12 protein-coding genes and 3 pseudogenes are annotated in these 14,892 nt (G+C 59.4%); 10 read left to right on the forward strand and 5 right to left on the reverse strand.

Translation table 11 applies throughout. From position 1 onward, the window contains the following. Positions 1-3: 3 nt before the first annotated feature. On the reverse strand, positions 4-399 hold the full coding sequence (locus HMPREF2678_RS04350) for a hypothetical protein (protein ID WP_034980610.1): 396 nt from the start codon (positions 397-399) through the stop codon (positions 4-6). 130 nt (positions 400-529) lie between these two features. Between HMPREF2678_RS04350 and sucB the strand changes: the two genes are divergently transcribed. The 4 genes from sucB (at position 530) to HMPREF2678_RS04370 (ending at position 6,004) form a co-directional block, all read left to right on the forward strand. Beyond that, a complete protein-coding gene (gene sucB, locus HMPREF2678_RS04355; protein ID WP_070551057.1) occupies positions 530-2,692 on the forward strand; it encodes a 2-oxoglutarate dehydrogenase, E2 component, dihydrolipoamide succinyltransferase in 2,163 nt (720 codons plus the stop codon). Between the two features lie 640 nt (positions 2,693-3,332). Further along, a complete protein-coding gene (lipB, locus tag HMPREF2678_RS04360) occupies positions 3,333-4,043 on the forward strand; it encodes a lipoyl(octanoyl) transferase LipB (RefSeq protein WP_070551059.1) in 711 nt (236 codons plus the stop codon). Between the two features lie 26 nt (positions 4,044-4,069). After that, positions 4,070-5,119 carry a lipoyl synthase gene (gene lipA / locus HMPREF2678_RS04365; protein WP_034966155.1) on the forward strand — a complete coding sequence of 350 codons (1,050 nt, stop codon included), beginning with the start codon at positions 4,070-4,072 and terminating at the stop codon, positions 5,117-5,119. Between the two features lie 105 nt (positions 5,120-5,224). Beyond that, a complete protein-coding gene (locus tag HMPREF2678_RS04370) occupies positions 5,225-6,004 on the forward strand; it encodes a DUF4191 domain-containing protein (RefSeq protein WP_070551061.1) in 780 nt (259 codons plus the stop codon). A 20-nt stretch (positions 6,005-6,024) separates the two neighbouring features. Here the strand turns inward: HMPREF2678_RS04370 and HMPREF2678_RS04375 are convergent, their stop codons facing one another. Further along, the gene (locus tag HMPREF2678_RS04375) at positions 6,025-6,501 is read right to left on the reverse strand and encodes an RDD family protein (protein ID WP_034966160.1); all 477 of its coding nucleotides are present in this window, start codon (positions 6,499-6,501) and stop codon (positions 6,025-6,027) included. A 155-nt stretch (positions 6,502-6,656) separates the two neighbouring features. On the opposite strand from HMPREF2678_RS04375, the gene glnA reads away from it, so the two are divergent. Then, the gene (glnA, locus tag HMPREF2678_RS04380; protein ID WP_034972047.1) at positions 6,657-8,093 is read left to right on the forward strand and encodes a type I glutamate--ammonia ligase; all 1,437 of its coding nucleotides are present in this window, start codon (positions 6,657-6,659) and stop codon (positions 8,091-8,093) included. 227 nt (positions 8,094-8,320) lie between these two features. Here glnA and HMPREF2678_RS10015 read toward each other — a convergent pair. Then, a pseudogene (locus HMPREF2678_RS10015) lies at positions 8,321-8,579 on the reverse strand (transposase); the annotation flags it as partial. Positions 8,580-8,706: 127 nt separating this feature from the next. Further along, positions 8,707-10,125, reverse strand: coding sequence for a peptide MFS transporter (locus HMPREF2678_RS04385; RefSeq protein WP_043012243.1), 1,419 nt, complete (start codon positions 10,123-10,125; stop codon positions 8,707-8,709). 54 nt (positions 10,126-10,179) lie between these two features. On the opposite strand from HMPREF2678_RS04385, the gene HMPREF2678_RS04390 reads away from it, so the two are divergent. The 5 genes and pseudogenes from HMPREF2678_RS04390 (at position 10,180) to istB (ending at position 14,414) form a co-directional block, all read left to right on the forward strand. Next, on the forward strand, positions 10,180-11,412 hold the full coding sequence (locus tag HMPREF2678_RS04390) for an adenosylmethionine--8-amino-7-oxononanoate transaminase (protein ID WP_034966212.1): 1,233 nt from the start codon (positions 10,180-10,182) through the stop codon (positions 11,410-11,412). Next, the gene (gene bioD, locus HMPREF2678_RS04395) at positions 11,409-12,068 is read left to right on the forward strand and encodes a dethiobiotin synthase (protein ID WP_070551063.1); all 660 of its coding nucleotides are present in this window, start codon (positions 11,409-11,411) and stop codon (positions 12,066-12,068) included. The genes HMPREF2678_RS04390 and bioD overlap by 4 nt, the downstream gene beginning before the upstream one ends. Positions 12,069-12,405: 337 nt before the next feature. Then, positions 12,406-13,038: a helix-turn-helix domain-containing protein gene (locus HMPREF2678_RS10195; RefSeq protein WP_246817885.1), complete on the forward strand. Its 633-nt coding sequence runs from the start codon at positions 12,406-12,408 to the stop codon at positions 13,036-13,038. Further along, positions 12,998-13,621: a Mu transposase domain-containing protein gene (locus HMPREF2678_RS10200; RefSeq protein ID WP_141747016.1), complete on the forward strand. Its 624-nt coding sequence runs from the start codon at positions 12,998-13,000 to the stop codon at positions 13,619-13,621. Before HMPREF2678_RS10195 ends, HMPREF2678_RS10200 begins: the two co-directional genes overlap by 41 nt. Further along, positions 13,618-14,414: pseudogene (gene istB / locus HMPREF2678_RS04405) on the forward strand (IS21-like element helper ATPase IstB). The gene HMPREF2678_RS10200 and the pseudogene istB overlap by 4 nt, the downstream one beginning before the upstream one ends. 67 nt (positions 14,415-14,481) lie before the next feature. On the opposite strand, the pseudogene HMPREF2678_RS04410 reads toward istB, so the two are convergent. Beyond that, positions 14,482-14,844: pseudogene (locus HMPREF2678_RS04410) on the reverse strand (VIT1/CCC1 transporter family protein); the annotation flags it as partial. Positions 14,845-14,892: the final 48 nt, after the last annotated feature.

The following is a 14,892-nucleotide window of genomic DNA, read 5'->3' on the forward strand; positions in this document are numbered from 1 at the left end:
TGGCTAGCCCTCTTGCTCGGCGCGGCGCTGCTCGAATTGTGCGCGCCGTTCGCGCTGCTCTAGGCGCTTCTTGATCAGCCGGTCGCGTTCAATGCGGTCGCGCATGCGCTGTGGGTAGCCGGTCTCCTCCGCAAAGTACAGCGGGATCCCCACCGTGTGGGCTACCTTGTCGATGCCTTTCGGCCCGCCGATGCGGCGGCGCGTCCACTCCCCTTCGCTGTCGACCAGCACTACGGACATTTCGTTGACGATGGTTTCCGGCTCCACGAACCCCTCGACTCCGGTGCGGGTGCCTGCCCATTGCTGCAGGTATGCCAGGTCTTTGGGGCGAACAGTCTCCCCTGGCGCGCGTGGCGGGCGGGTGGAGCTGTTCTTGTTCCGGCCGAAGAGATTAAACACGCTAAGCGATTCTAGTGGACGCACGACCAGGGGCGAACAACGGCGCAGAGTCAAGGCGCGTAGACTTAGGTAGTATTTCAACCAAATAACCACAGCTGATTTCCGTTTAGCTTGAGGAGCTTCAAACACCATGGCGTACTCCGTCGAAATGCCCGAACTGGGCGAGTCCGTAACCGAGGGCACCGTTACTCAGTGGCTGAAGAAGGTCGGAGACAAGGTCTCCGTCGACGAGCCGTTGCTGGAGGTATCCACCGACAAGGTTGATACGGAGATCCCTTCTCCGGTAAGTGGTGTTCTGCTGAAGATCATCGCTGAGGAAGACGACACTGTGGATGTCGGCGCCGTCATCGCCGAGATCGGTGAGGAGGGCGAAGAGCCTTCTGGTTCGGACGCCGACAGCTCCAGCGACAACGATTCCAGCGACGCAGCCAAGGCTGAGTCTTCTGACGACTCCGCTGAATCTTCCTCCGATTCCGACTCCGCCGCTGCTTCCGGTTCCGCTGCTTCCGGTTCTGCTGGTTCCGGTTCCGCTGGTTCCGGTGAGGCCGAGGACGTCACCATGCCGGAGCTCGGCGAATCCGTCACCGAGGGCACCATCACCCAGTGGCTCAAGAGCGTCGGCGACAAGGTCGAGGTCGACGAGCCCCTGCTGGAGGTCTCCACCGACAAGGTCGACACCGAGATTCCCTCCCCGGTCGCAGGCACCCTGGTAGAGATCCTCGCCAACGAGGATGACACTGTCGACGTCGGCGCCGTCATCGCCCGCATCGGCGACGAAAACGCAGCCGCTTCCGGCGCCAAGTCCGACAACTCCAACAACTCCAAGTCCGGCGGCTCCGCCGAATCTTCCTCCGATTCCGACTCTTCCTCTGCTTCCGGTTCCGCTGGTTCCGGTTCCGCTGGTTCCGGTGAGGCCGAGGACGTCACCATGCCGGAGCTCGGCGAATCCGTCACCGAGGGCACCATCACCCAGTGGCTCAAGAGCGTCGGCGACAAGGTCGAGGTCGACGAGCCCCTGCTGGAGGTCTCCACCGACAAGGTCGACACCGAGATTCCCTCCCCGGTCGCAGGCACCCTGGTAGAGATCCTCGCCAACGAGGATGACACTGTCGACGTCGGCGCCGTCATCGCCCGCATCGGCGACGAAAACGCCGCCGCTTCCGGCGCCAAGTCCGACAACTCCAAGTCCGACGACTCCGACGACTCCAACAAGGCCGACGAAAAGAAGGCCGAGCCGAAGGAGGAAGAGAAGAAGGCCGAGGCTAAGCAGGCTGAAGCGAAGGCTGAAGCAAAGGCCGACGAAAAGAAGGCCGAGCCCTCCAAGCCTGCTGCAAAGCAGTCGGAGCCGGCCGAGGGCAACCTCCCCTACGTGACTCCGCTGGTACGCAAGCTGGCTGAGAAGCATGGCGTCGATTTGTCGACCGTCGAAGGAACCGGCGTCGGTGGCCGTATCCGTAAACAGGACATCCTGGCTGCAGCAGAAGGTACCTCCGCATCCGGTGCTTCCGCGAAGTCCGCTTCCCCGGCTGGCCCGCGCGCTTCCTCCTACAAGGTCGACCCGGCTAAGCAGGAGCTGCGCGGCACCACCAAGAAGGTCAGCCGCATCCGCGAAATCACCGCAAAGACCACCCTGGATTCCCTGCACGCTGCAGCTCAGCTGACCCAGGTCCACGAGGTCGACATGACCCACGTTGCTGAACTGCGCAAGGCCAACAAACAGGCCTTCGCCGACAAGCACGGCGTGAACCTGACCTACCTGCCGTTCTTCGCAAAGGCAGCGGTCGAGGCTCTGATTTCCCACCCGAACGTCAACGCATCCTACAACGCAGAGACCAAGGAAATGACCTACCACGAGCGGGTCAACCTGGGTATCGCCGTCGACACCGAGGCTGGCCTGCTGAGCCCGGTCATCCACGACGCGCAGGACATGACCCTGCCGGAGCTGGCCAAGGCCATCGTCGACATTGCCGACCGTGCGCGCAACAAGAAGCTGAAGCCGAACGACCTGTCCGGTGGCACTTTCACCATCACCAACATCGGCTCTGAGGGCGCCCTGACCGACACCCCGATTCTGGTCCCGCCGCAGGCTGCCATGATCGGCACCGGCGCTATCGTGAAGCGCCCGGTTGTGCTGAGCGAAGACGACGGCGAGGCCATCGCTATCCGCCAGATGGTCTTCCTGCCGATGACCTACGACCACCAGGTCATCGACGGTGCCGACGCAGGTCGCTTCATGTCCACCCTGCGTGACCGCCTGGAGAACTCGGACTTCACCGAGGACCTAGAGCTCTAAGTTCTAGGCTGTTAGCTGCAGCCCGCCATTAAGCGCCAGCTATTCTGGCAAAGCGTCGGCCCCGCTTCCCGCGGGGTCGGCGCTTTTGCGTTTGCTAGCCCCCGCGTAGTGGCTCCCGATGGCAGTCCAGTAGTCCCGGCCCATCTCTAGCGGCCTTCAGAACCCTCAAATGTCGTTAGAACGGGAATACGTTAAAGACAATGAGTTGCATCTATACATAAGCGCAGGTCAGAGAGTTTCACTTTTTGTGAATCCGGATTCTGTTTTGACTAATTCCCGATTCAGCGACATTTGCCACCACAGAGCAACACCTAATACCCAGAAGCCAGGACTAACGCCACCCCAGTGCCTTAAATGTCGGAAAAGTTGCAATTTGTTAATGACAAAGACTTTCAACTATATAAAAGTGCTGATCAGGGACATTTTGGGAAAGTGAACATCAGTGCAGATTTGAAGAAATGCAGCTTTTCCGACATTTAGCTGCGTTCAGCAGGCGCTGGCCGCCGGAGGCGCCAGCATCAACGTCACCACTTGACATATGCAGCACCACCAGAAACTCCAGCCCCACTCCCGGCAGAACCCGGCACCCACAGAGCCGCACCCAGCAGCACCACTGAACCACTGAAGTATCATCGCCACCATGGGATTCCAGCAAGGCAGCATCCGCAAAGCCAACACCGGCACCACAGCAGCCGACATCGACATCCGCGACCTCGGCGCCGTGGACTACGAGGACACCTGGCACCTCCAGGCGGACCTCGCCGCTCAGCGCGCCGAAGGCAAGATCCCAGACACCATCCTGCTGCTCCAGCACCCGCCGACATACACAGCCGGCAAGCGCACCGAGCCCTCCGACCGCCCCACCAACGGCCTGCCAGTTGTCGACGTTGACCGGGGAGGCCGCATCACCTGGCACGGCCCCGGCCAGCTGGTCGCCTACCCCATCATCAAGCTCGCCGACCCGGTGGACGTGGTCGACTATGTCCGCCGCCTCGAACAGGCGCTTATCCAAACTTGTGAAGATCTAGGCCTGCACGGCACCGGCCGCGTAGAGGGGCGTTCGGGCGTGTGGCTGCCTGCGGGCGTCATAAAGAATGAGCTTAAGCCCGCACGTAAGATCGCCGCGATCGGCATCCGCGTGACGCGCGGCGTGACCATGCATGGTGTGTCCTTGAACTGCAACAACACCATGGAGTACTACGACCATATTGTGCCTTGTGGGCTGGCGGATGCGGGTGTCACGACTCTTACTGAGGAGCTTGGGCGCGAGGTTACTGTTTCGGACGCCCATTCCCTGCTGGCCCGGCACCTGGTCGACGCGTTGAACGGCGACTTGCAGGTGGATTCCTGAGCCTCCGCCGGCGTAGGCTAGTCGGCATGAGTGTGACTGCAGATGGACGCCGGATGCTGCGCATCGAGGCGAAGAATGCCCAGACCCCCATCGAGTCGAAGCCGCGGTGGATCCGCACGACTGCGAAGGTCGGCCCGGAATACCGGGATATTAAGAACCGTGTGAAGGGCGCTGGCCTGCACACTGTGTGCCAGGAGGCCGGCTGTCCGAACATCAACGAGTGCTGGGAGGATCGCGAGGCGACGTTCCTCATCGGCGGCGATACCTGTTCGCGCCGCTGCGACTTCTGCCAGATTAAGTCCGGCCGCCCGTCCCCGCTGGATCGCGATGAGCCGCGCCGCGTGGCGGAGAATGTCCGCGAGATGGGGCTGCGCTACGCCACCATCACTGGCGTGACCCGCGATGACCTGGACGATGAGGGCGCGTGGCTGTACGCGGAGGTTGTGCGGAAGATCCACGAGCTAAACCCGAACACGGGTGTGGAGAATCTGACGCCCGACTTTTCCAACCGCCCGGAGCTGCTGAAGGTCGTCTTCGATTCCCAGCCGGAGGTGTTTGCGCACAACCTGGAGACCGTTCCGCGCATCTTCAAGCGCATCCGCCCGGCCTTCAAGTACGAGCGTTCCCTGGAGGTCATTCAGTCGGCGCACGACTACGGCCTGGTGACGAAGTCCAACCTGATCCTGGGCATGGGCGAAAAGAAGGAGGAAGTGCGCGCGGCTATTAAGGACTTGGCGGACGCTGGCACCGACATTCTGACGATCACCCAGTACCTGCGCCCGTCCTCCATGCACCACCCGATTGAGCGTTGGGTGAAGCCGGAGGAGTTCATGGAGCACTCCGACGCGGCCTACGAGCTGGGCATCAAGGCTGTTATGTCCGGACCGTTGGTGCGTTCCTCTTACCGCGCTGGCCGCCTGTACGCCCAGGCCAAGCAGGCCCGCGGGGAGGCTATCCCGGAGAACCTGAAGCACCTGGAGGAAACTCTGGATTCCACCACGTCGCAGGAGGCCTCTACCCTGCTGGAGCGCTACGGCGCTTCGGAGGACACGCCGGTCACCGCGTCGCGCCGCTAACGCTGACGCTGCGGCTAGTGCGCGCTGACGCTGGCCGCGCGCGGCCAGCAGCATCACGGCGGGGCACTTTCGCCCCGCCTTTATTCATGCCTTATTGTTAGTTCCATGGCGAAGGATAAAAAGGACGTAAGGGTCAAGGAAGAGAAGAAGGCTGCCAAGGCTGCGAAGAAGGAGCAGCGCAAGCAGACGCGCTCCCAGCTGTGGCAGGCCTTTAAGCTGCAAAAGGGACGGGATAAGAAGCTTATCCCGTTTATGGTTCTGGCCTTCCTGATTCCCGTTGTGCTGATGCTGCTGCTCAGCCTGGTTTTCGGCTGGTGGTGGCTGAACCTGATCGTCGGCATCATAATCGGCGTGATCGCGGCGATGTGGACATTCTCCCGTCGCTTGCAGACCGGCGTGTACGACCAGATCGAAGGCGAGGCGGGAGCCGCCGCATGGGCTCTGTCCAACATGCGTGATGGCGTAGGTATGAAGTGGATTGCGGAGGCCGGCGTGGCGTCCAATACCCACATGGACGCAGTGCACCGCGTGGTAGGCACCCCCGGCGTCGTGCTGGTCGGCGAGGGCGCACCGCACCGCCTCAAGCCGATGATGGCGCAGGAGCGTAAGAAGCTTGCGCGCATCCTGGGCAAGACCCCGATCTACGACGTGATCGTCGGCAACGACGAGGGCCAGGTGCCGGTAAAGAAGTTGCAGAACCACCTGATGCGCCTGCCGCGCAACATCAAGAAGGATGAGGTGGACGCCCTTAACTCCAGGGTCGAGTCGATCTCGCGACTAAGCAATCCGAATAACAACATGCCGAAGGGCCCCATGCCGAAGGGCGCGAAGATGTCCGGCATGAACCGCCGTGCCCGCCGCGCAGCGCAGCGCGGCAAGAAGTAACAGCGCGGCAGAACTAGCGGCTAGCGGGTGCGAATGACGGCCGTTCCCGTAGCGCGGTCGTGCATGCCGCGGCCGTCAGTGTCTTGAATAATCGGGGGGAAGAGGAAGACCGTCAGCAGGGCGCGCACTACAGAGCGCCACAGCCCCACGCGCTCGTCGGGCTGGTCGATGCGCGCCACGCCAATGCCGACGATTGCGTGCCCCGGCGACTGTGCAAAGAGCCAGACCGTCAGGATGCGCCAGACGATGAAGAAGATAATGGTGGCGGTGGCGGCATCTCCCAGGGCACTTGTCATGGAGACGACGAACCACGCCAGGGCGTAGCAGGCCAGCCAGTCGATGGCGAGGGCACCAATCCGGGGGAACAAAGTCGACAGCGAGCCCGGGCCTTCCTTGGGAAGCCCCAGCCGGGCGCCGGGGTACGGGCTGAGGTCGGCGAGGTCTTCGTTTTCGCCTGGGACTAGGGGGCCTTCGAGCCAGCTACGGGATTTACTCATGATGTTTTAGAGCCTAGCTGCCCCCAACTAGGTGGCACAATTTCGTTAAAGTTTGCCTGAGGCCGGGGCTTTTATGCGTAGGATCGATTGTGTTGCTTTTATATGTTGTCGCAACAGTTTGAGATTCCCACTGCAAGGAACGGAAGAAGATTACAGTGCCATTCAAGACCGCAGAAGAAGTCGCAAAGTACATCAAAGATAACGACGTCGAGTTCGTAGACGTTCGCTTCACCGATGTGCCCGGTGTAGAGCAGCACTTCACCATCCCTGCTTCGGAATTCGACGAGGACGCGATGGAAGAAGGCCTGGCCTTCGACGGTTCGTCCATCCGTGGTTTCACCACGATTGAAGAGTCGGACATGAACCTGCTGCCGGATCTGAACACCGCCAGGATCGATCCGTTCCGCAAGGCCAAGACGCTGAACGTTAAGTTCTTCGTCCACGATCCTTTTACCCGCGAGCCGTTCTCCCGCGACCCGCGCAACGTTGCCCGCAAGGCGGAGCAGTACCTGGCCTCCACAGGCATTGCAGATACCTGCTTCTTCGGCGCCGAGGCGGAGTTCTACCTCTTCGATTCCGTGCGTTACGAGGCAGACACTAACCGTGCTTTCTACGAGCTGGATTCCGTCGAGGGCTGGTGGAACCGCGGCGCAGAGGTTAACCCGGATGGCACCCCGAACCTGGGCTACAAGACCCGCATGAAGGGTGGCTACTTCCCTGTCGCTCCATACGACCACTACCAGGATCTGCGCGACGACATGGCCCGTAACCTGGCGAACGCTGGCTTCAAGCTGGAGCGCGCGCACCACGAGGTCGGCACCGGTGGCCAGCAGGAGATTAACTACCAGTTCAACACCCTGCTGCACGCTGCGGATGACCTGCAGTCCTTCAAGTACATCATCAAGAACACCGCATGGCAGGCCGGCAAGTCCGCGACCTTCATGCCGAAGCCACTGGCTGGCGACAACGGGTCGGGCATGCACGCCCACCAGTCGCTGTGGAAGGACGGCGAGCCGCTGTTCTACGATGAGTCCGGTTACGCCGGCCTGTCCGACATCGCCCGCTACTACATCGGTGGCATCCTGAAGCACGCTGGCGCTGTGCTGGCCTTCACGAACCCGACGCTGAACTCTTACCACCGTCTGGTTCCGGGCTTCGAGGCTCCCATCAACCTGGTGTACTCGCAGCGTAACCGCTCCGCTGCCGTGCGCATCCCGATCACGGGCTCCAACGCGAAGGCGAAGCGCATTGAGTTCCGCGCTCCGGACCCGAGCGGTAACCCGTACTTCGGCTTTGCCGCGATGATGCTGGCTGGCCTGGATGGTGTGAAGAACCGCATCGAGCCGCACGCTCCGGTCGACAAGGACCTGTACGAGCTGCCGCCGGAGGAGGCTAAGGACATTCCGCAGGCTCCGACCAGCCTGGAGGCTTCCCTGAAGGCTCTGGAGGAGGACAACGAGTTCCTGACCGAGGGCGGCGTGTTCACCGACGACCTGATCGACACCTACATCGCCTACAAGTACGACAACGAGATCGCACCTGTTCGCCTGCGCCCGACGCCGCAGGAGTTCGAGATGTACTACGACTGCTAAGGGCTGCTTTTAGCTGCTCTAGCTGTTTGACGCCGCCGGTGTCGGCAGAGACCCCATCCGTAGCCCCGAAGGCTCGCGCGGTGGGGTCTTAGCTTTTTGCGCTCGTTGCGCCCGTCAGTATGTCGGACTACTAATCCCAAAGGGCAAGAAGCCTCTTAAACAATTGGAATCAAAAACCTGCAGGGCAGTGGCGTGCATGTTTGTGCACGCCACTGACTGAAGCGTCCTGGGCTTAGTTCCGCTGCGAAAAAAGCCGAGGCAGTTTTGAGGATTCCGTTTGCTCGTTTCAGCTCGCGGTTTTCGCGGCGCAGACGCTTGAGCTCTTCCTCCATTGTCTCGCCGCCTGACGCGTCAGAGTCATCACGTACTGAAGCGCTGTCACGGTACCAAGCCCGCAACGTGTGGTGAGATACACCAAGGAGCTCACCAACCTCCGTGTAGGCGCGCTGCCGTGAGCAGGACTCCAGGCGGACCATTTTCGATGATCTGATGGACCGCCTTCTCCTTAAACTCAACGGAATACTTTCTAGGCGTAGTTCAATCCATCCTAAGCTGAGGTAGGAACTAACCCCAGGACGCTTCAGTTTGCGCAACTTCCGCCAATCGCCCGCTTCTACGACAGCTTTGCCCTGCTTAAGCCCGAAAGAGCGATAGTGCCACCAGTAACAACTGGGACGGTTCCCACGACCACTAAATAGAGAAACTCGGTATCAGCCGAGTACAGCGTGGACAAGCTGCCGGAAAGCGAAGTTCCGATAGCTAGGGAAAGAAAGAACAAAGCAGAGAAGCGGGTCTTAAAAGCTGCGGGCGCATAGGCAGTTGTCGCCGCCATACCAATGGGCCCGATGAAGAGCTCTCCGATGCTCATGAGCATGATGCACAGCGCTAACGCCAGGAATGGAACCGCAGTAGCACTCACAAAAGGCAGAAGGATAAACAGCCCCGCACCAGCTAGCGCCAGACCACCGCCCATCACACGGTTGCGATGCACCGTCCTTTTGGCCAAGAATGCAGCAATGGGCAGTGCGAAAGCCAAGATAAAGAAGGGATTGAGAGACTGCGTCCACGCCGCCGGAATCTCAAAACCAGCGATGCTGCGATCTAGGCGCTGATCGGAATACACCGCAAGCACTCCATAAGTTTGGGATTGCAGCGCCCAATACATTGTGGAGGCCACAAAAAGCGGAAGGAAAGCCCTGACCCGACGACGCTCAGGCGCACTCACTCGCGGGGAAACCAACATAGTAACAATCAGGCCAACTGCCACCGCCACAGTAGTGAGAAGTAAAACAAAAGCCATGCGGTCAGGCGTCAGGGTACCCGAGGCAAGGCACCAGACTCCTAATGCGCAGACTAGAACAGCAGCACCTGCCACTGGGGCGAGATGCTTCGGGGCAATCGGGTTTGAAGGACGGGTGATGTCAACGCTGATACTGGCCAAAAGGCGTGAGCGCAGCAGCAAGTAAGACACGCAACCGATAAGCATCAAGCCCGCAGCGGCACCAAAACCTGCGTGATAGCCATAAGCTTCGGACAGCCAACCAGTCAGCATCGGTCCAGCAACTGCACCGACGTTAATACCGAGGTAGAAAATCTGGAAAGCACTATTGTTGCCTTCGGCCGGAAACGCTGCCCCCAGCACAGTGATTGCTGCGGTCTTGAGCAAGCCGGAACCTAGTGCAAGCGGGAACAGCCCCGCGAACAAGCCGGGGAACCCTGGAATTAGGGACAGCGATACATGCCCGCACATCAGCAGGAATGCACCCAACAGCAGAGTGCGCTCAGCACCGAGTACACGGTCGGAGACCCAGCCGCCGACAAACGTGAAGAGATAGAGCACAGCACCATACGCGCCAACTAGCGCAGTGGCATGGGTTTGCTCAATCCCCAGCCCGCCCGCCTGGTCATAGAGGTAATAGGCCAGAATGGCCTGCATTCCATAGAAACTAAAACGCTCCCACATCTCAATGCCCGCAACCGCGGGAATGGCGGGTGAAAACCTTTTACTTGAACGCTGTTCAATTACTGTCATACCAAGGAATTATGCACAACTTTTGTATGTGGTACAGATAAATGGGTGAAGTTTTTGAACAGTGTTCAAGTAGCGGCAGTAGATTCCGCCCACATGTGGCACCCGTATGCCGCACCCGGCGCGCCCGCGTTTGAGGTCATCGGCACAGATGGTGCCTTTCTTCAGCTCGCCGATGGCCGCCGCGTTATCGACGGCATGAGTTCCTGGTGGGCTGCTTGCCATGGGCACTCGCACCCCCGACTAGTCAATGCTGCTAAAGAACAGATTGATCGCTTTAGCCACGTCATGTTCGGCGGACTTACCCACGAGCCCGCGGCACGCCTGACCACTCAGCTCATGGAACTGACCCGCGGAGACTTCTCCCATGTCTTCTACTCAGATTCCGGATCCGTGTCCGTTGAAGTCGCCATCAAGATGGCCTTGCAGGCCTCCCCGCCGGAACGCACCAAACTGCTGACCTGGCGCTCGGGGTACCACGGCGATACCTTCGGCGCGATGAGCGTCTGCGATCCTCAGGGCGGAATGCATTCGCTCTGGGCAGGCACACTGACAGAGCAGGTCTTCGCCCCTGCCCCGCCCACGGAAGGCGCGAGCGAGTCCGAGCAGTCAGACTACCTGGCGCAGATGGAGCGCCTCATTACTGATGACGTCGCCGCCATCATCATCGAACCGGGCGTACAGGGTGCCGGCGGCATGCGCTTTCATGACAATGCACTGGTAGCGGGTGTGCGCCGCTTATGCGACAAGCACGGAATCCTCATGATCGCCGATGAAATCGCCACCGGATTTGGGCGCACCGGCTCGCTTTTCGTCACCCAGGACGCCGGCGTTGTGCCGGATATTATGTGCGTTGGCAAGGCACTGACCGGTGGCTTCATCTCACTGGCGGCGACGTTGGCCACGGGGGACGTCGCCAAGCGCATGCAGCCCACCCCACTCATGCATGGCCCAACCTTTATGGCCAATCCTCTCGCCTGCGCGGTCGCCGCGGAATCCACCGCGCTCATCGCGGAGGGCCAGTGGCGCAGCGCAGTACCGCGAATTGAGGCAGGTCTGCGTAAGGGACTTCAGGGCGCACCCGGCCTCACCAGAGTGCGCGGCGCTATTGGCGTGCTGGAAATGGACCACGAGGTTGACATGGCCGCTGCCACTGAAGCGGCCCTTAAGCACGGAGTATGGCTGCGGCCGTTCGGGCGGCTCATCTACGCCATGCCGCCCTATATCTGTACAGACGAGGACATCGCGCGCATCTGCCGCGCCATCCACGCAGCCGGGGAGGCCGCATGATCATTTGCATTACGGGAACCAACACCGACGTGGGCAAGACCATCGCCACCGCAGCCATCGCCGCCCAGCTCAAGGCTGCAGGCAAGCATGTCATCGTGGCCAAGTCCGTTCAGACAGGTGAGCCTGCCGGGCTTGGCGACGCCCCCACCATCTCCCGCCTCGCCGGGGTTGAGACCCGCGAGTTTGTGCGCTACCCCGAGCCGCTTGCCCCCAACCTGTCGGCCCGGCGCGCGGGAATGCCCCAGCCAGACCGCAAAGAACTCGTTGAGTGGATTCGCAGTATCGAGGCGGATGTTGTGCTCGTCGAAGGCGCCGGCGGCCTCCTCGTGCGACTGGCTGACAACTTCACGCTCGCCGATATCGCCGCCGACCTCGGCGCTCCACTCATCATCGTCACCAGCATGGGTTTGGGAAGCCTCAACGCTGCGGAGCTCACCGTCGAAGCCACCCGTAACCGAGGCCTGGAGGTACTGGGGCTCATTGGTGGCTCGCTGCCTGCACAGCCAGACCTAGCGACCCAACTGAACGTGAAGGAAATGCCGAAGGTTACCGGCCTGCCGCTACTGGGCTGCCTCCCCGCCGGAATAGGCCAGCTCTCCCGCGACGAGTTCGCAGATCGGACTTCGACCATTGATGCGAGCCAATTCCCCGGATAAATCAATAACCGCGGCGATTTACGCCTACTTTCGTAGTGCAGGGATCGTTCCGAGGTTTTCAAAGCGCACATCATCATATCCATATGGATAATCCAAGCCCAGCCCCAGTACCGATGACCCAGTGGTTTTCATGTGTGTGAATGAGCAAGCACGCCGATCATCCATCACCAGAAATGATCTACCTTTGGAATACTCACCTCACGAAGACTCCGTCGGCCCGTCCCAGTACCAACTACCCGGAACACGACAGTACCGAGTCCCCAGAACACCGGTACCAAAAACTGTCAGTGACGGTTGAAAAGTAGCCCATCCGAGAACAATTGGATGGGTGATTTCCATGGATGATTGGGCGCAGATCAGAATCTTGCGCAATGAAGGTATGTCGATTCGAAAGATTGCCAGCACCGTTGGCTGCGCGAAGAAAACCGTCGAGCGGGCTTTAGCTTCGAATACTCCGCCTTCGTATAAGCAGCGTGCTCCTCAAAAGACCGCGTTTGATGAGTTTGAACTTGATGTACGCGCTTTACTTGATGATGTACCAGATCTACCAGCTACGGTGCTAGCTCAACGGGTGGGCTGGTCAGGGTCTATGTCTTGGTTTAGGGAGAATGTTCGCCGTATCAGGCCTGAGTACATGCCCAAGGATCCGGTTGATGTTCTTGATCATAAGCCTGGTCAGCAGATTCAATGCGATCTCATGTTCCCCGAAGACGGAATCACCAATGATCAGGGTGTACCAGCGAAGTTGGTCAAGTCCGGTGTTGGTGATGGTTTCGTCCTATTCGCGGTTTATGGCGGCGTGTGTCTTGCCGACCAAGACGACAGGCGACTTGGTGTCTGGGATGTGGATGCTGCTGCACGACCGCTTCCAGGTAGTGCCCCAGCAACTCTTATGGGATCACGAGTCGGGTATTGGCCAGAAAAGGCTGGTGGATCAAGTCGTTGGATTTTCTGGCACGTTAGGACTTAAAGTCCGCCAAGCGCCGCCACGAGATCCGGAAACCAAGGGCATCGTTGAACGCCATAACGAGTACCTGGAGACTTCATTCTTTCCGGGCCGGCGGTTCAACGATCACATTGATGCCCAAGCCCAGTTAGACTCCTGGATTGATGGCATTGCTAATAAGCGTATTCATGCCACGTTGAAACAACGCCCAGTAGATCGGTGGAAAGCGGATAAGGAGGCGATGTCTGTCCTGCCACCGTATGCGCCGCAGACTGGGCTTCGGCGTCAAGTGCGCTTGCCAAGGAACTACTATGTGTCTGTTGACTCCAACCGTTATTCGGTATCACCTGCAGCAATCGGCAAGATTGTGACTATTTTCGTTGAGCTTCATAGGGTCCTTGTCACTGATAGCGCTGGAGTCATTGTTGCAGACCATCGGCGTGTGTGGGGTAAAAACATCACGGTGACCGATCCTGACCATCAACATCTGGCTAAACAGATGCGTCAAAGCTTGGCAGCGCCGAAACCACAGGCGTGCGATATTGCTGTTGAAGCTGCTGACTTGAGTATCTACGACAAGATTGCAGGATGGGAGCAGTCAGCATGACGACTAAAGATCATCGTCAGATTGATTCTGAATTATCCCACATTTCCAAGGTGTTAAAAGCTCCTCGTATTCGCGCTACCTATTTCGAAACCGCTGAACAAGCTCGTGAGGACGGGTGGAGCTTTGAAGAGTACTTAGCTGCGGTGTTATCTGTTGAAGCTTCTGCCCGACAAGAATCTGGAGCCAATGCGCGAATAAAGCGAGCGGGGTTTCCCAGGTGAAGACGATTGAAGAATTCGATTTCACCATCCAGCCCAGCATCGACCGAGCAAAGATTGCGCGCCTAGAAACCTCAGCATGGATAAGCCAGGCAAGCAATGTCATCTTCCTCGGCCCACCTGGTACCGGCAAAACTCACTTGGCGATTGGACTAGGAGTTATCGCTGCCAGGCAGGGCTACAGGGTTTTGTTTGACACCGCTGCTGGCTGGGTGCAGAAACTTACCCAGGCGCATGACCAGGGAGAACTGCCAAAACTGCTGACCAAGCTGGGGCGCTACGATCTTCTTGTCGTCGATGAAGTCGGATACATTCCCATCGAGGCTGAAGCGGCCAACCTGTTTTTCCAGCTGGTATCAACCAGGTATGAGAAAGCGTCGCTGATTATGACTTCGAATCTTCCGTTTTCGCGATGGGGTGAATGCTTCGGCGATCAGACAATCGCCGCAGCCATGATCGACCGCGTAGTCCACCACGCAGAGATCCTCACACACAAAGGAACCAGCTACCGCATCAACGGTCACGAAGATATCCTGCCTTCCGTAAACGCAGAACGCAGCAAGGCACTAGAGTAAACCACAAGCACAATTGGGCTACTTTTCCACCGTCAGAAGTGGGCTACTTTTCGACCGTCGCTGACAGGTTGATGCCGTAGCCGGAAAGTATCCCCGCGAGCTCCTCCATCTCCTCTTCCGGAGCCTCCCGCAACTCCTGCCTCTCCTTGGCCACCAAGAACTGCTCGGAGTCCCGCTGGGCGGACACGGACACAAACTCCCCAAAGCCATGGACACCCCGCCTGCAATGGTGGCAGCCAGGCCTGCCATCAAGATGGCCTTATCTCCCGCGCCGGTGGCAATCACGCCGATAAGCAGGGCAGCAACGGAAACAATGCCGTCGTTGGCGCCCAAAACTCCGGCGCGCAGGGAGTTCATCTTCGCTGCATCACCGGCGTCGTGAAGCTCCTGGTGAGCGCCGGGAACAGTGGAAAAGGGTGGTTTTCCTCATGAGCGGAATATTAGCCGACTGATTCACAAGCTCCGGGTCTACTGCCGC

The organism is Corynebacterium sp. HMSC058E07, from assembly GCF_001809885.1.
Classification (GTDB): Bacteria; Actinomycetota; Actinomycetes; order Mycobacteriales; family Mycobacteriaceae; genus Corynebacterium; species Corynebacterium macclintockiae.